The sequence below is a fragment of the Mycolicibacterium doricum genome, assembly GCF_010728155.1.
Taxonomy (GTDB): Bacteria; Actinomycetota; Actinomycetes; order Mycobacteriales; family Mycobacteriaceae; genus Mycobacterium; species Mycobacterium doricum.
The window spans coordinates 1,439,601-1,459,482 of sequence record NZ_AP022605.1; the positions used below are offsets into that span (position 1 = coordinate 1,439,601).

The 19,882-nt window shown below is 68.5% G+C and carries 20 protein-coding genes; 17 read left to right on the forward strand and 3 right to left on the reverse strand.

What is annotated here, in order from left to right:
* Positions 1 to 69: 69 nt before the first annotated feature.
* The 7 genes from rimP to G6N07_RS07175 all read left to right on the forward strand — a co-directional run bounded on the left by rimP (position 70) and on the right by G6N07_RS07175 (position 7,960).
* A complete protein-coding gene (rimP, locus tag G6N07_RS07145) occupies positions 70 to 633 on the forward strand; it encodes a ribosome maturation factor RimP (RefSeq protein WP_085191049.1) in 564 nt (187 codons plus the stop codon).
* Entirely contained in the window at positions 630 to 1,685 is a 1,056-nt protein-coding gene (gene nusA, locus G6N07_RS07150; protein WP_085191047.1) for a transcription termination factor NusA, read from the forward strand. Before rimP ends, nusA begins: the two co-directional genes overlap by 4 nt.
* 293 nt (positions 1,686 to 1,978) lie before the next feature.
* Positions 1,979 to 2,227, forward strand: a complete 249-nt coding sequence (locus tag G6N07_RS07155) for a YlxR family protein (protein WP_404822154.1) — start codon at positions 1,979 to 1,981, stop codon at positions 2,225 to 2,227.
* A gap of 78 nt (positions 2,228 to 2,305) precedes the next feature.
* On the forward strand, positions 2,306 to 5,107 hold the full coding sequence (gene infB, locus G6N07_RS07160) for a translation initiation factor IF-2 (RefSeq protein WP_085191043.1): 2,802 nt from the start codon (positions 2,306 to 2,308) through the stop codon (positions 5,105 to 5,107).
* Positions 5,108 to 5,141: 34 nt separating this feature from the next.
* Positions 5,142 to 5,657 carry a 30S ribosome-binding factor RbfA gene (gene rbfA, locus G6N07_RS07165; protein ID WP_085191041.1) on the forward strand — a complete coding sequence of 172 codons (516 nt, stop codon included), beginning with the start codon at positions 5,142 to 5,144 and terminating at the stop codon, positions 5,655 to 5,657.
* Positions 5,632 to 6,627 carry a DHH family phosphoesterase gene (locus tag G6N07_RS07170; RefSeq protein WP_085191040.1) on the forward strand — a complete coding sequence of 332 codons (996 nt, stop codon included), beginning with the start codon at positions 5,632 to 5,634 and terminating at the stop codon, positions 6,625 to 6,627. The genes rbfA and G6N07_RS07170 overlap by 26 nt, the downstream gene beginning before the upstream one ends.
* Complete coding sequence (locus G6N07_RS07175) at positions 6,620 to 7,960, forward strand: MATE family efflux transporter (RefSeq protein ID WP_085191038.1); 1,341 nt, start codon at positions 6,620 to 6,622, stop codon at positions 7,958 to 7,960. The genes G6N07_RS07170 and G6N07_RS07175 overlap by 8 nt, the downstream gene beginning before the upstream one ends.
* Here the strand turns inward: G6N07_RS07175 and G6N07_RS07180 are convergent.
* Complete coding sequence (locus tag G6N07_RS07180; RefSeq protein ID WP_085191036.1) at positions 7,949 to 8,572, reverse strand: class I SAM-dependent methyltransferase; 624 nt, start codon at positions 8,570 to 8,572, stop codon at positions 7,949 to 7,951. The genes G6N07_RS07175 and G6N07_RS07180 overlap by 12 nt on opposite strands.
* A gap of 149 nt (positions 8,573 to 8,721) precedes the next feature.
* Between G6N07_RS07180 and G6N07_RS07185 the strand changes: the two genes are divergently transcribed.
* From G6N07_RS07185 to truB, 5 genes are all read left to right on the forward strand, one after another.
* A complete protein-coding gene (locus G6N07_RS07185) occupies positions 8,722 to 8,985 on the forward strand; it encodes a DUF2277 family protein (protein WP_085191035.1) in 264 nt (87 codons plus the stop codon).
* Positions 8,982 to 9,530: a DUF1802 family protein gene (locus G6N07_RS07190; protein WP_085191033.1), complete on the forward strand. Its 549-nt coding sequence runs from the start codon at positions 8,982 to 8,984 to the stop codon at positions 9,528 to 9,530. The genes G6N07_RS07185 and G6N07_RS07190 overlap by 4 nt, the downstream gene beginning before the upstream one ends.
* Positions 9,531 to 9,603: 73 nt before the next feature.
* Complete coding sequence (locus tag G6N07_RS07195) at positions 9,604 to 10,566, forward strand: ACP phosphodiesterase PptH (protein WP_085191031.1); 963 nt, start codon at positions 9,604 to 9,606, stop codon at positions 10,564 to 10,566.
* Positions 10,563 to 11,222, forward strand: a complete 660-nt coding sequence (gene pptT / locus G6N07_RS07200; protein WP_085191030.1) for a 4'-phosphopantetheinyl transferase PptT — start codon at positions 10,563 to 10,565, stop codon at positions 11,220 to 11,222. Before G6N07_RS07195 ends, pptT begins: the two co-directional genes overlap by 4 nt.
* Positions 11,219 to 12,100, forward strand: a complete 882-nt coding sequence (gene truB / locus G6N07_RS07205; RefSeq protein ID WP_085191028.1) for a tRNA pseudouridine(55) synthase TruB — start codon at positions 11,219 to 11,221, stop codon at positions 12,098 to 12,100. Before pptT ends, truB begins: the two co-directional genes overlap by 4 nt.
* Position 12,101: 1 nt before the next feature.
* Here truB and mntR read toward each other — a convergent pair whose 3' ends face one another.
* Positions 12,102 to 12,806, reverse strand: coding sequence for a manganese-binding transcriptional regulator MntR (gene mntR / locus G6N07_RS07210; RefSeq protein WP_085191026.1), 705 nt, complete (start codon positions 12,804 to 12,806; stop codon positions 12,102 to 12,104).
* A gap of 81 nt (positions 12,807 to 12,887) precedes the next feature.
* Between mntR and G6N07_RS07215 the strand changes: the two genes are divergently transcribed.
* The 5 genes from G6N07_RS07215 (at position 12,888) to G6N07_RS07235 (ending at position 18,744) form a co-directional block, all read left to right on the forward strand.
* Positions 12,888 to 13,874, forward strand: coding sequence for a bifunctional riboflavin kinase/FAD synthetase (locus tag G6N07_RS07215; RefSeq protein WP_099050227.1), 987 nt, complete (start codon positions 12,888 to 12,890; stop codon positions 13,872 to 13,874).
* 118 nt (positions 13,875 to 13,992) lie between these two features.
* Entirely contained in the window at positions 13,993 to 14,262 is a 270-nt protein-coding gene (rpsO, locus tag G6N07_RS07220) for a 30S ribosomal protein S15 (protein ID WP_011559497.1), read from the forward strand.
* 351 nt (positions 14,263 to 14,613) lie between these two features.
* A complete protein-coding gene (locus G6N07_RS07225; protein ID WP_085191023.1) occupies positions 14,614 to 16,908 on the forward strand; it encodes a polyribonucleotide nucleotidyltransferase in 2,295 nt (764 codons plus the stop codon).
* The gene (locus G6N07_RS07230) at positions 16,886 to 18,253 is read left to right on the forward strand and encodes a M16 family metallopeptidase (protein WP_235849751.1); all 1,368 of its coding nucleotides are present in this window, start codon (positions 16,886 to 16,888) and stop codon (positions 18,251 to 18,253) included. Before G6N07_RS07225 ends, G6N07_RS07230 begins: the two co-directional genes overlap by 23 nt.
* A 104-nt stretch (positions 18,254 to 18,357) precedes the next feature.
* Complete coding sequence (locus tag G6N07_RS07235) at positions 18,358 to 18,744, forward strand: YchJ family protein (protein ID WP_085191184.1); 387 nt, start codon at positions 18,358 to 18,360, stop codon at positions 18,742 to 18,744.
* Here the strand turns inward: G6N07_RS07235 and ald are convergent, their stop codons facing one another.
* Positions 18,745 to 19,860, reverse strand: a complete 1,116-nt coding sequence (gene ald, locus G6N07_RS07240; protein ID WP_085191182.1) for an alanine dehydrogenase — start codon at positions 19,858 to 19,860, stop codon at positions 18,745 to 18,747. It abuts the gene before it with no gap.
* Positions 19,861 to 19,882: the final 22 nt, after the last annotated feature.

The window sequence follows — 19,882 nt, forward strand, 5'->3', positions numbered from 1 at the left end:
TCGATTCCGGCGGCCACCGTGGCCCGACCGCCGGCATGCGTTCAGACAACTCAAGATGAGGAGCTCGTCGTGGCACCGGAGCCGAAGTTGCGGCCGGCGGGGTTGCCGTCGCAGGAGCAGGTGATGGAGCTACTCGACGGCGAGTTCGCCCGCGCCGGATATGAAATCGAGAACGTCGTCATCGACGGCGGGGCACGCCCGCCGCACATCACCGTCGTCGTCGACGGCGACCGCCCGCTCGACCTGGACACCATCGCGACCCTGTCGCGCTCGGCGTCCGAACAACTCGACCGGATCGACGAGTCGGTCGGCGCTGCCAGCTACGTCCTGGAGGTCAGCTCACCAGGGGTGGACCGGCCGCTGACCACCGAGAAGCACTTCCGGCGGGCCCGTGGACGCAAAGTTGAACTGACCCTGTCCGACGGTTCGCAGCTGACCGGTCGGGTGGGTGCGCTGACCGACGGCGGCAGGTCGGTGTCGCTGGTGGTCCGCGAAGGAGCCCGCGCCAAGTTCTCCGTGTGCGAGTTGCCGTTGGAGGCAATCCTCAGAGCCGTTGTCCAGGTGGAATTCGCACCGCCCGGCCAGCGTGAGCTGGAGTTGACCGGCCAATCGGGAGAGGAGGCCGGCGCATGAACATCGACATGGCGGCCCTGCATGCCATCGAGGCCGACAAGGGTATTTCGGTCGACGTCGTCGTCGAGACGATCAAGTCGGCGCTGCTGACCGCATACCGTCACACCGAAGGTCACCAGTCGGATGCGCGCATCGACATCGACCGCAAGAGCGGTGCGGTGAAGGTGATGGCGCGCGAGACCGACGCCGACGGCAACCTCATCCAGGAATGGGACGACACCCCTGAGGGCTTCGGCCGGATCGCGGCCACCACCGCGCGCCAGGTCATCCTGCAGCGTCTGCGAGACGCGGAGAACGAGAAGAACTACGGCGAGTTCTCCGCCCGCGAGGGGGACATCGTCGCGGGAGTCATCCAGCGTGACGCGCGCGCGAACGCCCGCGGTCTGGTCGTGGTGCGGATGGGCAGCGAGATCAAGGGCAACGAGGGCGTCATCCCGTCCGCCGAGCAGGTGCCCGGTGAACGCTACGAGCACGGCGACCGGCTGCGCTGCTACGTCGTCGGCGTGGCCCGCGGCGCCCGGGAACCTCTGATCACCCTGTCGCGTACGCACCCGAACCTGGTGCGGAAACTGTTCAGCCTCGAGGTCCCCGAGATCAACGAGGGTTCGGTCGACATCGTCGCGGTGGCTCGCGAGGCCGGGCACCGGTCGAAGATCGCGGTGGCCTCGCGCGTTCCCGGCCTGAACGCCAAGGGCGCCTGCATCGGGCCGATGGGCCAGCGGGTCCGCAACGTGATGAGCGAACTGTCCGGCGAGAAGATCGACATCATCGACTACGACGAGGACCCGGCCCGGTTCGTCGCCAACGCGCTGTCGCCGGCCAAGGTGCTCTCGGTCGGTGTCATCGACGAACAGACCCGCGCCGCGCGGGTCGTGGTGCCCGACTTCCAGTTGTCGCTGGCGATCGGCAAGGAAGGGCAGAACGCCCGGCTGGCCGCCCGGCTGACCGGGTGGCGGATCGACATCCGCAGCGACGCGGCACCGCCCGATCAGCACCGGCCCAATTTCGACGCACCACAATCGGCGGTACGTGACAGAATCGGCGGCACGTGACAGGTAGGCGGTACGTGACAGGTAGTACGTGACAGGTAGTACGTGACAGGTAGTACGTGACAGGTAGTACGTGACAGGTAGTACGTGACAGGTAGTACGTGACAGGTAGTACGTGACAGGTAGTACGACGGCCGTTTCGGTTCCCGGGGACCGGGGCGCTAGACTCAACCGTGAGCCAGCGCGAGATTCCGGTATCGCCGCATGGAAGTACGGCAGCTCCCTCGGGGCCCGTGCGGACATGTGTGGGATGCCGGAGACGAGAGTTGGCCGCCGAACTGCTTCGAGTGGCCGCTGTGGTCGACGAGAACGGTGAATTCGCCGTGACCGTGGACACAACGGGTAATCTGCCCGGGCGGGGTGCTTGGTTGCATCCCGACGCGCAGTGTCTACACGTGGCGATCCGGCGGCGAGCGTTCGTCCGAGCGCTGCGAATCACCGGTTCACCGGACCTATCCGCGGTGATCGAGCACGTCGAGAGTGTTTCGGCGGGTTCGCCTCACCCGGCAAGAGAACAGGTAGCGAAGAACATGAGTACACCGTGAAGTCCCGATGACCATGCGTCATAGCTAAACCGAGGCGCGGCGCCTACCACCGCTGTCGCCTCTAGAGATGGAGATGTAGTGGCAGGTAAGGCTCGCGTACACGAGTTGGCAAAGGAACTCGGTGTCACCAGCAAAGAATTGCTCACAACGCTCAAAGAGCAGGGTGAGTTCGTCAAGTCAGCCTCGTCGACCGTCGAGGCACCCGTAGCGCGCCGGTTGCGCGAAAAGTTCGGCGCCGGTAAATCCGCGCCGCCCAGGAATTCGGGCAACGGTGCCTCGGCCGCACCGGCGCCCACCCCCGCGACACCGGCTGCCGCTGCAGCACCGACGCCGACAGCCCCTAACCCGGCAGCCCCTAACCCGACAGCGCCCACTCCGGCGCCGCCCACTCCGGCGCCGCCCACTCCGGCCAGGCCTGCGGCTCCCAAGCCCGCGGCACCTGCGCCCGTCCCACAACCGGCCGCCCCGGCCCAGCCCACGGCCTCCGCACCGGCTCAGCCCGCGGCTTCCGCACCAGCATCTGCTCCGTCGCGAACGGGACCGACACCAGGTCCGCGACCCGGCCCTGCGCCCAAGCCCGCACCGCGCACCCCGCGCGTCGGCAACAACCCGTTCTCCACGCAACAGCCCGTGGACCGGCCGATTCCTCGGCCGCAGCCGCGTCCCGGAGCCCCCCGGCCCGGCACACCGCGTCCCGGGATGTCGCCCAACAACATGCCGCCGCGTCCCGCTGGCCCCCGTCCGGGTGCTCCTGCAGGACGTCCCGGCGGGCCCCGCCCCGGTCCCGGTGGCCGTGGGCCCGGTGCCGGCGGTGGTCGCCCCGGTGGTCCCGGCGGCGGCGGTGGCGGTGGCAACTACCGCGGCGGCGGTGGCGCCGGCGGTGGCGTCGGCGCAGGGGGTGCGGCTGCTGGAGGTTTCAGAGGCCGTCCCGGCGGCGGCGGCCGGCCCGGGCAGCGCGGAGGTGCTGCGGGGGCGTTCGGCCGGCCCGGCGGCGCCCCGAAGCGGGGGCGCAAGTCGAAGCGGGCGAAACGCGCCGAGTACGAGAACATGCAGGCGCCGGTCGTCGGTGGCGTGCGGTTGCCGCACGGCAACGGCGAGACCATCCGGTTGGCCCGCGGCGCGTCGCTGTCCGACTTCGCCGATAAGATCAACGCCAACCCGGCCTCTCTGGTGCAGGCGCTGTTCAACCTCGGTGAGATGGTCACCGCGACTCAGTCGGTGAACGACGAGACCCTCGAGCTGCTCGGCAGCGAGATGAACTACGTCGTGCACGTCGTGTCGCCCGAGGACGAGGACCGCGAACTGCTCGAGTCGTTCGACCTCACCTACGGCGAGGACGAGGGCGGCGAAGAAGATCTGGAGATCCGTCCGCCGGTCGTCACCGTCATGGGCCACGTCGACCACGGCAAGACCCGACTGCTGGACACGATCCGGCAAGCCAACGTCCGCGAGGGCGAGGCCGGCGGCATCACCCAGCACATCGGTGCCTACCAGGTGCTCACCGAGCTCGAGGGCAACGAACGGCTCATCACCTTTATCGACACCCCTGGTCACGAGGCGTTCACCGCCATGCGTGCCCGTGGCGCCAAGGCCACCGACATCGCAATCCTCGTGGTCGCCGCCGACGACGGCGTCATGCCCCAGACGGTGGAGGCCATCAACCACGCGCAGGCCGCCGACGTGCCGATCGTGGTGGCGGTCAACAAGATCGACAAGGAGGGCGCCGACCCGGCCAAGATCCGCGGACAGCTCACCGAGTACGGCCTCATCCCGGAGGAGTACGGCGGCGACACCATGTTCGTCGACATCTCGGCCAAGCAGGGCACCAACATCGACGCGCTGCTCGAAGCGGTGCTGCTGACCGCCGACGCATCGCTGGACCTACGGGCCAACCCCGACATGGAGGCCCAGGGTGTGGCGATCGAGGCGCACCTCGACCGTGGCCGCGGCCCCGTTGCGACCGTGCTCATCCAGCGCGGCACGCTGCGGGTCGGCGACTCGATCGTCGCGGGTGACGCCTACGGGCGTGTGCGCCGCATGGTCGACGAGCACGGCGACGACGTCGAGGCGGCCATGCCGTCACGGCCGGTGCAGGTCATCGGCTTCACGTCGGTGCCCGGCGCGGGCGACAACCTCCTGGTCGTCGACGAGGACCGCATCGCCCGGCAGATCGCCGACCGGCGCAGCGCGCGCAAGCGCAACGCGTTGGCCGCCCGCAGCCGCAAGCGCATCAGCCTGGAGGACCTGGATTCGGCGCTGAAGGAAACCAGCCAGCTGAATCTGATCCTCAAGGGCGACAACGCCGGAACGGTCGAGGCGCTCGAGGAGTCCCTGCTGGGCATCGATGTCGACGACGAGGTGGAACTGCGTGTCATCGACCGCGGTGTGGGCGGTGTCACCGAAACCAACGTCAACCTGGCGTCGGCCTCGGACGCGATCATCATCGGGTTCAATGTCCGTGCCGAGGGCAAGGCCACCGAGCTGGCCAACCGCGAGGGCGTTGAGATCCGGTACTACTCGGTGATCTACCAGGCCATCGACGAGATCGAGAGCGCGCTCAAGGGCATGCTCAAGCCGATCTACGAGGAGCGCGAGCTCGGCCGCGCCGAGATCCGGGCGATCTTCCGGTCGTCGAAGGTCGGCAACATCGCCGGTTGCCTGGTCCAGTCGGGCATCATGCGGCGTAACGCCAAGGCCCGCCTGCTGCGCGACAACGTCGTGGTGGCCGAGAACCTCACCGTCTCCTCGCTGCGGCGGGAGAAGGAGGACGTCACCGAGGTGCGCGACGGGTATGAATGCGGTCTGACGCTGACCTACTCGGACATCAAAGAGGGCGACGTCGTCGAGACGTACGAACTGGTGGAGAAGGCGAGGACATAACGCATGGCCGACGAGCGCTGGCACGAGGAGTGCTGTGCCTGACCCAGCAAGGGCGAGGCGGTTGGCCAAGCGCATCTCCACCATCGTCGCCTCGGCGATCGAGTACGAGATCAAGGATCCGCGGCTGGCCGGTGTGACGATCACCGACGCCAAGGTGACCAACGATCTGCACGACGCGACGCTGTACTACACGGTGTTGGGCCGCAGCCTCGACGAGGAACCGGATTACGCCGGCGCGGCGGCCGCGCTGGACAAGGCAAAGGGCGTGTTGCGCACCAAGGTGGGCGCCGGGACCGGGGTGCGATTCACCCCGACCCTGGCGTTCGTCCGCGACACGGTGCCCGACGCCGCGCACCGGATGGAGCAGTTGCTGGCCCGGGCACGCGCCGCAGATGAGGGTTTGGCGAGAGTTCGCGAGGGCGCCAAGCACGCGGGGGAGCCCGACCCGTACCGTGTGAGTGGGGTGGGGGACGAAGCCGGGGGGTCTGGAGAAGTTCAGGCCGCGCTCGACGCTGAGGACACCGGTGACCGCAATCGACAAGACGACTGACGTACCTGCCGGCGCGCACATAGACGCATACCGGGCGGCCGACATCCTGGCCGCGGCCTCGACCGTCAGCGTGGTCTGCCATGTCTATCCGGACGCCGACACCATCGGTGCCGGTCTGGCGCTGGCGCTCGTCCTCGACCACGCCGGTAAGGGCGTCGAGGTCAGTTTCGCCGCCCCCGCCAACCTGCCGGAGTCATTGCAGTCGCTGCCCGGCGGTCATCTGCTGGTCACTCCCGAGGAGATGCGCCGCGACGCCGACCTGGTCGTCACCGTGGACATTCCGAGCGTGAACCGGCTCGGCGCGTTGGGCGGTCTTGCCACGCCCGGACGCCGCGTGCTGGTGATCGACCACCATGCGTCCAATCAGCTGTTCGGCACGGCGAACTATGTCGACCCGACAGCGGACTCGACCACGATGTTGGTCGCCGAGCTGCTCGACGCGTGGCACAAGCCGATCGACCTCGGTGTCGCGCACTGCCTCTACGCCGGCCTGACCACCGATACCGGATCATTCCGCTGGGCCAGCGCACGCGCGCACCGGCTGGCCGCACGTCTGGTCGAGATCGGCGTGGACAACGCCGCGATCAGCCGGACGCTGCTCGACACCCATCCGTTCGCATGGCTGCCGATGCTGTCCCGCGTGCTGGGGTCGGCCCGGTTGCTTCCCGATGCGGTGGACGGCCGCGGACTGGTGTACGCGGTGGTCACCCACGAGGAGTTGACCGGAGCGCGGCCCGAAGAAGTCGAGAGCATCGTGGACATCGTCCGGACCACGCAGCAGGCCGAGGTCGCCGCGGTGTTCAAGGAACTCGAACCCCAGCAATGGTCGGTGTCGATGCGCGCGAAGTCGATCGACCTCACGTCGGTGGCCAGTGCGTTCGGCGGCGGCGGTCACCGGCTGGCGGCCGGGTATTCGGCCAGCGGTCCCGCCGACGACGTGGTGGCGTCGCTCAGGGCGGCACTTGGCTGAGGTCGACGGCGTTCCGTCCGTCGAGCCGGCGAGCAGCCGGCGCATCGCGGCGCTGGCGTTCCCGGCGCTGGGCGTGCTCGCCGCCGAACCGATCTATCTACTGTTCGATCTCGCGGTCGTCGGCCGGCTGGGCGCGCTCAGCCTCGCCGGGCTGGCGATCGGTGCGCTGGTCATGGGTGTGCTTAGTGCGCAACTGACGTTCCTCTCGTACGGGACGACGGCGCGCGCGGCACGGTGCTACGGCGCAGGCGACCGGACGGCGGCGGTGGGAGAAGGCATCCAGGCCACCTGGCTCGCCCTGGGCATCGGCACGACGCTCGTGGTGGCGGTGCAGGCGACGGCGGTCCCGTTGGTCTCCGCGCTCGCCGCCCGCGGGGAGATAACCGACGCCGCGCTGCCGTGGGTGCGCATCGCCAGCCTCGCGGTGCCCGCGATCCTCATCGCCGCGGCCGGCAACGGGTGGATGCGGGGCGTGCAGGACACCATGCGGCCGTTGCGCTACGTCGTCCTCGGGTTCGCGGTGTCGGCGGTGCTGTGCCCGCTGTTGGTGTACGGCTGGCTGGGCGCGCCGCAGATGGGGCTGGGAGGCTCGGCGGTGGCCAACGCGGTCGGGCAGTGGCTGGCCGCCATCCTGTTCTGTCGGGCGTTGTTCGTGGAGAAGGTACCGCTGCGGCCGCAGCCACCGGTGCTGCGCGCGCAGGTGGTGATGGGCCGCGACCTGGTACTGCGGACCCTGGCGTTCCAGGCCTGCTTCGTCTCGGCAGGGGCGGTGGCCGCACGGTTCGGCGCCGCCGCCGTCGCGGCCCACCAGGTGGTGCTGCAATTGTGGAATTTCCTTGCGCTGGTGCTCGATTCGCTCGCCATCGCAGCGCAGTCGCTGGTCGGTGCGGCCCTGGGAGCCGGGCACCTTCCGCACGCCAAGTCGGTGGCGTGGCGGGTGACCGCCTTCTCGACGGTGGCCGCCGGGCTGTTGGCGCTGGTGTTCGCCTTCGGGTCGTCGGTGCTGCCGGGTGTGTTCACCGACGACCGTTCGGTGCTCGACGAGATCCGCGTGCCGTGGTGGTTCCTGGTTGCGCAGTTGCCGGTCGCTGGTGTGGTCTTCGCGCTCGACGGGGTACTGCTGGGTGCCGGCGACGTGAAGTTCATGCGCAACTCGACCTTGATCAGCGCGCTGGTCGGGTTTCTGCCGTTGATCTGGCTGGCGCTGGCGTTCGGGTGGGGACTGCTCGGCATCTGGGCCGGGCTGTCGACGTTCATGGTGCTGCGGCTGGTGTTCGTCGGGGCGCGGGCGCTGTCGGGGCGTTGGTTGGTACCGGGGAGGTCAAAGGTTTGAGGGCCGGAGGCCGCGGACGGTCCAGCTGGCTCGACGGCCGCGTCCGTGTCCGGTCACGCGCACCTCGGTCAGGCCGGCTGACCGGCACAGGGCGGCGAACGTCTCGGCCTGCTGCGCGGTCCAGCCGTGGCTGGCGAACCCCGTGGCGCCGGGCTGCACCTGACGCTCCACGACGAGCAGCTGCCCGCCAGGAGACAGCACGCGGTGTATCTCGGTCAGGGCCGCCTCGACGTCGGGCCAGTGGTGCACCGTGGCCAGCGCCCACACCACCGTCGCGGACGCATCGGGCACGGGCAGCGCCTCGGCCCCGCCCCGCATCCACGTCACCGCGGTGCGACGGCGGGTCACCGCCCGCGCCACCTTCAACATGGTTTCCGACGGGTCGACACCGGTCACCCGGGCGCCCCGGCGGGCCGCGACCCGGGCGGCGGTCCCGGGGCCACACCCGACGTCGACGACACGATCGTGGACCGACACCCCGGCGACGTCGGCGGCGAGGCGGGCGTTGCCGCGCCCGACGAGCAGGAACACGACGGCGAACAAGACACCGGTGAGTCCGGCGAAGCCGGGCTGGCCGGCGTGGTGGTTCACTACGGTGACGGGTTCGTTCATGGGTTCCAGTTTGCCGGTTCAAGTCGGGTTGAAGTCAAATGGCCGGATGGAGGCGGATCCGATCGGCGAAGTCGCTGCCCGGCTGGCGATGACGGCCTCGGCGTTGCTCACGGTGCCAGACGCTGGATTCGGCGCCTATCGTGGCTGTCATGTGCCGAAACATCACCGAATTGCGCGGTCTGGAGCCGGCGGCGACGGCTGAGGAGATCGAGGCGGCGGCCCGGCAGTACGTCCGCAAGGTCAGTGGGCTCACCCCCACGGCGGCCAACGCGGAGGCGTTCGAGACCGCCGTCGCCGAGGTCACCGCGACGACGGCTCGGCTGCTGTCTGCGCTGCCGCCGCGACGTCAACCACCCAGGAGGGTGCCGCCGCTGCGCCGGCCCGAGGTGCGGGCCGGGCGCAATCTCGCGTGAGCACCCCGGCGCTCAAGGAGTGGAGTGCCGCCGTGCACGCCTTGCTCGACGGCAGGCAGACTGTCCTTCTGCGCAAGGGCGGTATCGGGGAGAAGCGATTCCGTCTCGACGCCGAGCGGTTCCTGCTGTTCCCGACGGTCGCCCACAGCCACGCCGAACGGGTGCGCCCCGAACACCGCGACCTCCTCGGCCCGGCAGCGGCCGACAGCACCGAGGAAGCGCTGACGCTGCGCGCCGGAGCGAAAGTCGTCGCCGCCGTCGAGGTGAACCGCGAGGAGGCCGTCGTCGACTTGGAGCCGCTGCACATCTGGACCGGCGAGTCGGTGCGGGCCGACCGGCTGGACTTTCGGCCGAAACACCGGCTGACCGTGCTGGTGGTCCAGGTCAGCCCGCTGGCCGAACCGGTGCCAGTCGAGCGCACCGCGCAGTACGGGGGCTGCACGAGCTGGGTCGAGCTACCGGTGAACCCGGTGTGGGGGGCGCCCGTACACGACGACGCCGCGCTCGCCGCGATCGCCGAATCGGTGCGCCGGTCAGTGGGTTGACCGTGGCTGGGCCGCTGACGCCGACAGTCGGCGTCCGGCGCTGTGCTGCGGCGCATCAGTAGGCTGACAGATTGTGGCGGCACCCCGAAACTCCCGCGACCGGCGACCGGTGTTGTGGGCGATCAGCGACTTGCACACGGGTCACTCCGGCAACAAGCCGGTCACCGAGTCGCTCTACCCGGCATCCCCGGACGATTGGCTCATCGTCGCCGGCGACGTCGGGGAGCGCACCGACGAGATCCGCTGGGCGCTGGACCTGATGAGGAAGCGTTTCGCGACGGTCATCTGGGTGCCGGGTAACCACGAACTCTGGACGACCACCAAGGATCCGATGCAGATCTTCGGCCGGTCGCGCTACGACTACCTGGTCACGATGTGCGACGAGATGGGAATCGTCACCCCTGAGCACCCGTTCCCGGTGTGGACCGGGGAAGGCGGCCCCGCGACGATCGTGCCGATGTTCCTGCTGTACGACTACAGTTTCCTGCCGCCCGGCGCGGGCTCGAAGGCGGAAGGACTGGCGATCGCCCGTGAGCGCAACGTCGTCGGCACCGACGAGTTTCTGCTGTCCGCCGAGCCCTACGCCACCCGGGACGCGTGGTGCCGCGACCGGGTCGACCACACGCGCAAGCGCCTCGAGGACCTCGACTGGATGACGCCGACGATCCAGGTGAACCACTTCCCGATGATGCGCGAACCCTGCGACGCCATGTTCTATCCCGAGTTTTCGCTGTGGTGCGGTACGACGGCGACCGCCGACTGGCACACACGGTACAACGCGGCGTGTTCGGTGTACGGGCATCTGCACATTCCGCGCACCACCTGGTACGACGACGTGCGCTTCGAAGAGGTGTCGGTCGGATATCCGCGAGAATGGCGTCGCCGCAAGCCTTATCGTTGGCTGCGCCAGATCCTGCCCGAGCCGGAGTACCCGTCGGGCTACCTCAACGAATTCGGCGGCCACTTCCAGATCACGCGGGAGATGCGGGAGAACGCGGAAAAGATCCAGGAGCGAATCAAGGTGAGGCGCGGATGACACTCCTGCCCGAAGTGTTGGGGGACAGGGTGATCTCCGCCGAACGCTACGACGATCCGCCCGGCATCGCCCCGCTGCCCGAAGAGGAGCCGTTGATCGCGCATTCGGTGGCCAAGCGGCGCAACGAGTTCCTGACGGTGCGCTTGTGCGCGCGCGAGGCGCTCGGTGGACTCGGCGTGGCGCCGGTCCCGATCCTCAAGGGCGACAAGGGTGAACCGTGCTGGCCCGACGGCGTGGTCGGCAGCCTCACCCACTGTGAGGGTTTCCGCGGCGCCGCCGTCGCTCGCCGCGGCGACGTTCGCTCGATCGGGATCGACGCCGAACCGCACGACGTCCTACCCAAGGGCGTGCTCGAAGCGATCAGCCTGCCCGACGAGCGCAGTGAACTCGCGGTGCTGCCCGCCGGCCTGCACTGGGACCGGATCCTGTTCTGTGCCAAGGAGGCCACGTACAAGGCCTGGTTCCCGCTGACCCATCGGTGGCTCGGGTTCGAAGACGCCCACATCACCTTCGACGTCGACGGGTCCGGGCAAACGGGGCGGTTCCTGTCGAAGGTGCTGGTCGATCCTGCCGCCGAGTCCGGGCCGCCGCTGACCGCTCTGGAGGGCAGGTGGTCGGTGCGCGGCAGCCTGGCATTGACAGCCATCGTCCTGTGACCAGTGGCGGCATCGTCGTCGTCGACAAACCCGCGGGAATGACCAGCCACGACGTCGTCGGCCGGTGCCGGCGGATCTTCGGCACGCGCAAGGTCGGTCATGCGGGCACGCTCGACCCGATGGCCACCGGGGTGCTGGTGGTCGGCATCGACCGCGCCACCAAACTTTTGGGCCTGCTCACCGCGACGGACAAGTCGTACTCGGCCACGATCCGCCTCGGGCAGACGACCACGACCGAGGACGCCGAAGGAAAGGTCGTCGAAACCGCACCGACGGCCGGCATCACCGACGAGCAGATCGAACACTCGGTCGCGGCGCTGCGCGGCGAGATCGAGCAGGTGCCGTCGTCGGTCAGCGCGATCAAGGTGGGCGGGCAGCGTGCCTACAAGCTCGCGCGGGAGGGGCAAACCGTCGAACTGGCCGCTCGGCGGGTGCGCGTCGACCGCTTCGACGTGCTCGCGATCCGGCGGGTGGACGGGTTCACAGACGTCGACGTCGCGGTCGACTGCTCCAGCGGCACCTACATCCGGGCACTGGCCCGAGATGTCGGTATCGCCCTCGCGGTCGGTGGGCATCTGACCGCGCTGCGCCGCACGCGCGTCGGGCGGTTCGGGTTGGACGACGCGCACACGCTCGATGCGCTGTCCGACGAGCCGCGATTGAGCCATTCGCTCGACGCGGCGTGCCTGCTCACATTCCCGTGCCGCCACCTCACCACCGAGGAGGCGGAGTCGACCCGGCACGGGCGGGCGCTGCAACCGGCGGGGATCGGGGGCATCTACGCGGCCACTGCGCCGGACGGGTCGGTCCTCGCGCTGCTCGAGGACGGACCGCAGCGGACGAAGTCCGTGGTGGTGCTACGACCCGCCACCCTGTGAGCTAGCCGGCGACGACCCAGATGGCCTCGGCGGCGGGACTGCCCAGATCGACCGTGGCGTCGCCGCCCTCGCCGCCCTCGCCGCCCTCGATGGCCACCGAGATCAGCCCGGCGAAGTCGCGCCGGGCCAGCACCCGCAACCTCGAGTCCAGGCTGATCCCGACGCTGTCGAAGTACCGCAGCATCTCCGGGTCGGCGTCGGAGATCCGGGCCACCGTGCCCGCGTCGCCGTTCTCGCATTCCGACAACTGGCGTGCTGGCGGGGTGGGCACCCGCCCGTCCGCGGCCGGGATCGGGTCCCCGTGCGGATCGCGGGTCGGGTGGCCCAGCTTGGCGTCGATGCGGTCGAGCATCAGATCCGAGACCGCGTGCTCGAGCACCTCGGCCTCGTCATGGACCTCGTCCCAGCTGTACCCGAGCTCGTTGACCAGGAACGTCTCCATCAGCCGGTGCCTGCGGACCATCTGCAGCGCAGCGCGCCTGCCCTCGTCGGTCAGTGTCACCGCGCCGTACTTCTCGTGGTTGACCAGACCCTGATCGGCGAGTTTGCGGATCGACTCCGATGCGGTCGAAGCGGAGACGCCGATCCGCTCGGCGAGCAACTTCGTACTGACCTTTCCGCGCGACCACTCCTGCGCGGTCCAGATGGTCTTGAGGTAGTCCTGAGCGACCGTCGTCAGGTCGCGGGTGTTGCCGTCAGGACTCACAGTCACCGAGTTTAGGCAGTCACCGATAGATCGGGTGATCTAGCGAAGCCGGCCAGCGTGGCGCGCCGTAGGCTTGCGGTCGTGCAGCGCTGGCGGGGTCAGGACGACATTCCCACGGACTGGGGGCGATGTGTCGTCACCATCGGAGTGTTCGACGGTGTCCACCGTGGGCACGCGGAGTTGATCGACAACGCAGTGAAGTCCGGTCGTTCCCGCGGTGTGCCGACCGTCCTGATGACGTTCGACCCGCACCCGATGGAGGTCGTCTTCCCGGGCAGTCACCCGGCCCAGCTGACGACCCTGACACGCAGGGCGGAGCTGGTCGAGGAGCTCGGCATCGACGTCTTCCTGGTGATGCCGTTCACGGCGGACTTCATGAAGCTCACCCCCGAGCGCTACATCCACGAACTGCTCGTCGAACGGTTGCACGTCGTCGAGGTCGTCGTCGGCGAGAACTTCACGTTCGGGAAGAAGGCGGCGGGCAACGTCGACTTACTGCGGAAGGCGGGGGAGCGGTTCGGGTTCTCCGTCGACAGTCTGTCTTTGGTTTCCGAGGCCGCCGATTCCGACCGCGACGAGACCGTCACCTTCTCCTCGACCTACATTCGGTCCTGCGTCGACGCCGGTGACGTCGTCGCCGCCGCGGAGGCGCTCGGCCGTCCGCACCGCGTCGAAGGTGTCGTCGTACGCGGTGACGGGCGAGGCCGCGGGCTGGGGTTCCCAACCGCGAACGTGGCCCCGCCGATGTACTCGGCGATCCCGGCCGACGGGGTTTACGCCGCCTGGTTCACCGTCCTCGGACACGGTCCGGTGATGGGCACAGTGGTGCCCGGCGAGCGCTATCAGGCGGCCGTGTCCGTCGGCACCAATCCGACGTTCTCCGGCCGCACCCGAACCGTCGAGGCGTTCATCCTCGACACCTCCGCCGACCTCTACGGACAGCACGTCGCCGTCGATTTCGTGGCCCGAATCCGCGGACAGGAGAAGTTCGACTCGGTGGACGACCTGATCGCGACGATGGCTACGGACGCCGAGCGGGCCCGTGCGATCCTGCGCAATTCTGGCTGATGTCACCTCGCTGTTAGACTGCTCGGGTCTACGGCGTGTGCTGCAGTTCGCGGCGGCCGCGTCGCCCTTGCGAGGGCACAGTTTCGTTCACCCGCGGACCGATGGATGGAGTATTTTCGTGGCGCTTACCGCCGAGCAGAAAAAAGAGATCCTGGGCCAGTACGGCCTGCACGAGTCGGACACCGGCTCACCCGAGGCGCAGGTCGCCCTGCTGACCAAGCGCATCTCGGACCTGACCGAGCATCTCAAGCAGCACAAGCACGATCACCACTCGCGGCGCGGGCTGCTGCTGCTGGTCGGCCGTCGTCGCCGGCTGCTGAAGTACGTCGCCCAGGTCGACGTCGAGCGCTACCGCTCGCTGATCGAGCGACTGGGCCTGCGTCGCTGACGATGTGACCTGACGATGTGACCTTGCTCCCCCACGGGGGCGGGATCGCCGCGGGGGCCGTCCAGGCTCCGGTCGCAGATGCCCGCCATGTAGCATTGATGTGTTCGATGCGACGCTCGAACACGATATTGGGTGCGAAGCGCGCAGTCCGCGGGCTTTGTTCCCGTGTGTCATGCCAGGAGCCGCCTGATCGGGCGGTCTTCGGTAGTGGCTGCCGGTGACCTCACGGTTTCCGGCCGCTTCGATCGACGGCCGTGGCCGCATCAAGGCCGGTGGTACATCCGCTGCGAGTGTTCCCGGCGTGACGACGCGAAACAGCTGAATGAATTCAGAGAGGCTGTACGGACGTCAATGTCTGTAGTTGAACTTGAAGACGGTGTGTACGAATCGACCGCCGTCATCGACAACGGGAGCTTCGGCACCCGCACCATTCGTTTCGAGACCGGCCGGTTGGCCCAGCAGGCGGCCGGTGCTGTCGTCGCTTACCTCGACGACGAGACCATGCTGTTGTCGGCCACGTCGGCCAGCAAGAGCCCGAAGGACCACTTCGACTTCTTCCCCCTGACGATCGACGTCGAAGAGCGGATGTACGCCGCGGGCCGCATCCCTGGCTCGTTCTTCCGTCGTGAAGGTCGTCCCTCCACCGACGCGATCCTGACCTGTCGGTTGATCGACCGTCCGCTTCGTCCGACGTTCGTCTCCGGGCTGCGCAACGAGATCCAGGTCGTCGTCACGGTGCTGAGCCTGAACCCCGAGGATCTGTACGACGTGGTGGCGATCAACGCCGCCTCGGCGTCGACTCAGATCGCCGGCCTGCCGTTCTCCGGCCCGGTCGGCGGCGTGCGGGTCGCGCTCATCGACGGGACGTGGGTCGCCTTCCCGACCGTCGAGCAGCTCGACGGCGCCGTCTTCGACATGGTCGTCGCGGGCCGGGCGCTCGCCGACGGTGACGTCGCGATCATGATGGTCGAGGCCGAGGCCACCGACAGGGTCGTCGAACTGGTCGCCGGCGGTGCCCAGGCACCCACCGAAGCCATCGTCGCCGAGGGGCTGGAGGCGGCCAAGCCGTTCATCGCCGCCCTGTGCGCCGCCCAGCAGGAACTCGCCGGGCGCGCCGCCAAGCCGACAGCCGACTACCCGTTGTTCCCGGAATACGGTGACGACGTCTACGACGCCGTTGTCTCGGTGGCCACCGACGCGCTGTCGGGGGCGTTGACCATCGCCGGCAAGCACGAGCGCAACGCCCGCACCGACGAGATCAAGGTCGAGGTGCTCGGCCGGCTCGCCGACCAGTACGCCGGCCGCGAGAAGGAGATCGGCGCGGCGTTCCGCTCGCTGACCAAGAAGCTGGTTCGCCAGCGCATCCTGACCGACCACTTCCGCATCGACGGCCGTGGCATCACCGATATCCGCGCCCTCTCCGCTGAGGTTGCCGTGGTGCCTCGCGCCCACGGCAGCGCGCTCTTCGAGCGCGGTGAGACCCAGATCCTGGGCGTGACCACGCTGGACATGATCAAGATGGCCCAGCAGATCGACTCGCTGGGGCCCGAGACCACCAAGCGCTACATGCACCACTACAACTTCCCGCCGTACTCGACCGGTGAGACCGGTCGCGTCGGATCGCCGAAGCGTCGCGAAATCGGCCACGGCGCGCTGGCCGAGCGTGCGTTATTGCCGGTGCTGCCGAGCATCGAGGAGTTCCCGTACGCGATCCGTCAGGTCTCGGAGGCGTTGAGCTCCAACGGGTCGACGTCGATGGGGTCGGTGTGCGCGTCGACGCTCTCGCTGCTCAACGCCGGTGTGCCGCTCAAGGCGCCGGTTGCAGGCATCGCGATGGGCTTGGTTTCCGATGACGTGGAAGTTGAAGGTGGTGGTGTGGAAACGCGCTTCGTCGCCCTGACCGACATCCTCGGCGCGGAGGACGCGTTCGGCGACATGGACTTCAAGGTGGCGGGCACCAAGGACTTCGTCACCGCACTGCAGTTGGACACCAAGCTCGACGGCATCCCATCGCAGGTGCTGGCGGGCGCGCTGGCCCAGGCCAAGGATGCGCGCACGACCATCCTCGAGGTGATGGCCGAGGCCATCGACGCCCCGGACGAGATGAGCCCGTACGCGCCGCGGATCACCACGATCAAGGTGCCGGTCGACAAGATCGGCGAGGTCATCGGGCCGAAGGGCAAGATGATCAACTCGATCACCGAGGAGACCGGCGCGCAGATCTCGATCGAGGACGACGGCACCGTGTTCGTCGGTGCCGCCGACGGTCTGTCGGCCCAGGCCGCGATCGACAAGATCAACGCGATCGCCAACCCGCAGCTGCCCAAGATCGGGGAGCGGTTCCTCGGCACCGTGGTGAAGACCACCGATTTCGGCGCCTTCGTGTCGCTGCTGCCGGGCCGTGACGGTCTGGTGCACATCTCCAAGCTGGGACGCGGCAAGCGGATTGCGAAGGTCGACGACGTCGTGAAGGTCGGCGACAAGCTCCGCGTGGAGATCGCCGACATCGACAATCGCGGCAAGATCTCGCTGGTCCCGGTGGCCGAAGACGAGGCGTCGGACAACGGCGCGGTCACGCCGTCGGGCGGTGCCTCCGGTAAGGCCGAGACGCCGGCGACCGCCGATGCCGGCGCGACCGGCAATTAGTCGGCAATCGCTGCGGCGCAGCACAGCAAGCGCGGACGCGGCCACCGTGGACGACGATTTTGGGTCCGTGGTGCGCCGCACGACGCTGCCCGGTGGCCTGCGAGTGGTCACCGAACGCATCCCCTCGGTGCGCTCCGCGTCGGTCGGGGTGTGGGTCAACGTCGGTTCCCGTGATGAGGGACCGACGGTGGCGGGGGCCGCGCATTTCCTCGAACACCTGCTGTTCAAGTCGACGCCGACCCGCACAGCCGTGGACATCGCTCAGTCGGTGGACGCCGTCGGCGGTGAATTGAACGCTTTCACCGCCCGCGAGCACACCTGCTACTACGCGCATGTGCTCGACACCGACCTCGAGTTGGCGGTCGACCTGGTAGCCGATGTCGTGCTTCGGGGACGGTGTGCCGCCGAGGACGTCGAGGTCGAGCGCGACGTGGTGCTCGAAGAGATCGCGATGCGCGACGACGACCCGGAGGACACACTCGGTGACGTCTTCCTGTCGGCGATGTTCGGCTCGCATCCGGTCGGTCGGCCGGTGATCGGCAGCGTCGAGTCGATCGAAGCGATGACCCGCCACCAACTGCACTCCTTCCACATCCGGCGCTACACACCCGAACGAATGGTGCTCGCGGTCGCCGGCAACGTCGAACACGACGACGTCGTGGCGATGGCACACAAGCACTTCGGCCCCAAACTGATTCGCGGCAACTCGGCAGTGCCGCCGCGCAAGGGCACCGGGCGGGTACCGGGTCGCCCGACGCTGCAGCTGATCAACCGCGATGCCGAACAGACGCATCTGTCCTTGGGTGTGCGCACCCCCGGCCGACACTGGGAGCACCGGTGGGCGCTGTCCGTTCTCAACACGGCATTGGGCGGTGGGCTTAGTTCACGGCTATTCCAGGAAATTCGTGAGACCCGCGGTCTGGCGTACTCGGTGTACTCCACGGTGGACACCTTCTCCGACAGTGGAGCGCTGTCGATCTACGCGGCGTGTCAACCGGAACGGTTCGACGAGGTGGTCCGCGTGACGACAGCGGTGCTCGACGACGTGGCTCGTGACGGCATCACCGAGTCGGAGTGCCGAATCGCAAAGGGGTCGTTGCGCGGCGGTCTGGTGCTGGGACTGGAGGATTCCGGTTCGCGCATGCACCGAATCGGCCGAAGCGAATTGAACTACGGCAAGCACCGCAGCATCGACCACACGCTGGAGCAGATCAGCGCCGTCACCCTCGACGAGGTCAATGCCGTGGCGCGGCAGCTGCTCACCCGGTCCTACGGTGCGGCGGTTCTGGGCCCGCACCGTTCGAAATCATCGCTGCCCAAGCCACTTCGGACCGTCGGCCGGTAAAGGTGATGACGCGGTCGGCCACCGACGATCAGAATGCGGGGAACATGAGGCGGTTGACCGGCGAGGTCACCGCGGCGGTGTTCCCGCAGTTGTGGCGCGGCTTAGTGCAGCCCACCGACCCGTGCCCGTGCGGCACCGGCGAATCGTTCGCGCGGTGCTGCCGGCCGCTCGTGGTGGGTGATCGTCAGGCCGACACCGCCGAAGAGCTGATGCGGTCGCGCTACAGCGCCTACGCCGCCGGCAACTCCGAGTACCTCTGGCGGACCTGGCATCCACGCACCCGACCCGCCACGCTCGCACCCGACACGGGCATCGAATGGCTCGGCCTGGAGGTCGTCGACGTGGTCGCAGGTGGTCCCGACGACGACACCGGAGAGGTTCAGTTCCGGGCGCACTACCGTGACGGCCGGCGAACCGGCACCCTGCACGAGCGGTCGCGGTTCGCCGTTCGAGCGCGGCGCTGGTTCTACGTCGACGGAGACGTCGACTGATCAGCCGAGAACGGTCGCCGGATCGGTGAAGGGCAGTTCGAGGTCGGCCGCCACCTGCTCGCTGAGCAGTGCGCCGGCATGGGTGGACAAACCCTTGGCCAGTGCGGGATCGGCCTGGCACGCGGCCCGCCAACCCTCGTCGGCGAGCCTCAGCACGTACGGGGTCGTGGCGTTAGTCAGCGCGAAAGTCGAGGTGCGCGGCACGGCGCCCGGCATGTTGGTCACGCAGTAGAAGACCGTGTCCTGCACGGTGAACGTCGGGTCGTCGTGCGTGGTGGGCCGGGAATCCTCGAAGCAGCCGCCCTGGTCGATCGCGATGTCGACCAACACCGCCCCCGGTTTCGTCTTCGCCACAGTCGAACTCGTGACGAGCTTGGGAGCCTTCGCACCGGGGATCAGCACGGCGCCAATCACCAAGTCGGCCTGCGTGACCGCCTCCTGCAGCTCGAGGCCCGAGGAGTAGCGGGTCTCGATGGCGCCGCCGTACTCGGCATCGATCTTGCGCAGGATGTCGATATTGAGGTCGAACACGGTGACGTGCGCGCCCATTCCCCAGGCCACTGCGGCGGCATTGTCGCCGGCCATACCGCCGCCGATCACCACGACCTTGGCCGGGGCGACGCCGGGGACGCCGCCCATCAGCACGCCGCGGCCGCCCTGGGCCCGCATGAGGTGGTAGGCGCCAACCTGAGCGGACAGGCGTCCGGCCACCTCGCTCATCGGGGCGAGCAGTGGCAGCGCGCCGTCGGCCGTCTGCACGGTCTCGTAGGCGATCGACGTGGTGCGGGAGGCGAGCAGCGCGTCGGTGCAGGGCTTCGACGCGGCGAGGTGCAGATAGGTGAACAGAGTCTGGCCCTCCCGCATGCGGGAGTACTCGGCTTCGATCGGTTCTTTGACCTTCAGCAGGAGGTCGGCCTCGGCCCACACCTCGTCGGCGCCCGGGCTGAGTTGGGCGCCTGCGGCTTCGAAGTGGACATCGGAGATGGCCGAACCCTCGCCGGCGCCGGATTGGATCAGCACATCATGACCGCGGTTGGTCAGTTCAGCCACGCCCGCGGGCGTGATGGCGACGCGGTACTCGTTGTTCTTGATCTCGGTCGGGATTCCGACGCGCATGAATCTCCTTAAGTAGTCGATG

Coding starts and splice junctions, on each gene's coding strand:
- nusA (WP_085191047.1), top strand. CDS start 630: ATGAACATCGACATGGCGGCCCTGCATGCCATCGAGGCCGACAAGGGT.
- G6N07_RS07180 (WP_085191036.1), bottom strand. CDS start 8,572: ATGAACGAACCCGTCACCGTAGTGAACCACCACGCCGGCCAGCCCGGC.
- G6N07_RS07185 (WP_085191035.1), top strand. CDS start 8,722: ATGTGCCGAAACATCACCGAATTGCGCGGTCTGGAGCCGGCGGCGACG.
- pptT (WP_085191030.1), top strand. CDS start 10,563: ATGACACTCCTGCCCGAAGTGTTGGGGGACAGGGTGATCTCCGCCGAA.
- G6N07_RS07225 (WP_085191023.1), top strand. CDS start 14,614: ATGTCTGTAGTTGAACTTGAAGACGGTGTGTACGAATCGACCGCCGTC.
- G6N07_RS07230 (WP_235849751.1), top strand. CDS start 16,886: ATGCCGGCGCGACCGGCAATTAGTCGGCAATCGCTGCGGCGCAGCACA.
- ald (WP_085191182.1), bottom strand. CDS start 19,860: ATGCGCGTCGGAATCCCGACCGAGATCAAGAACAACGAGTACCGCGTC.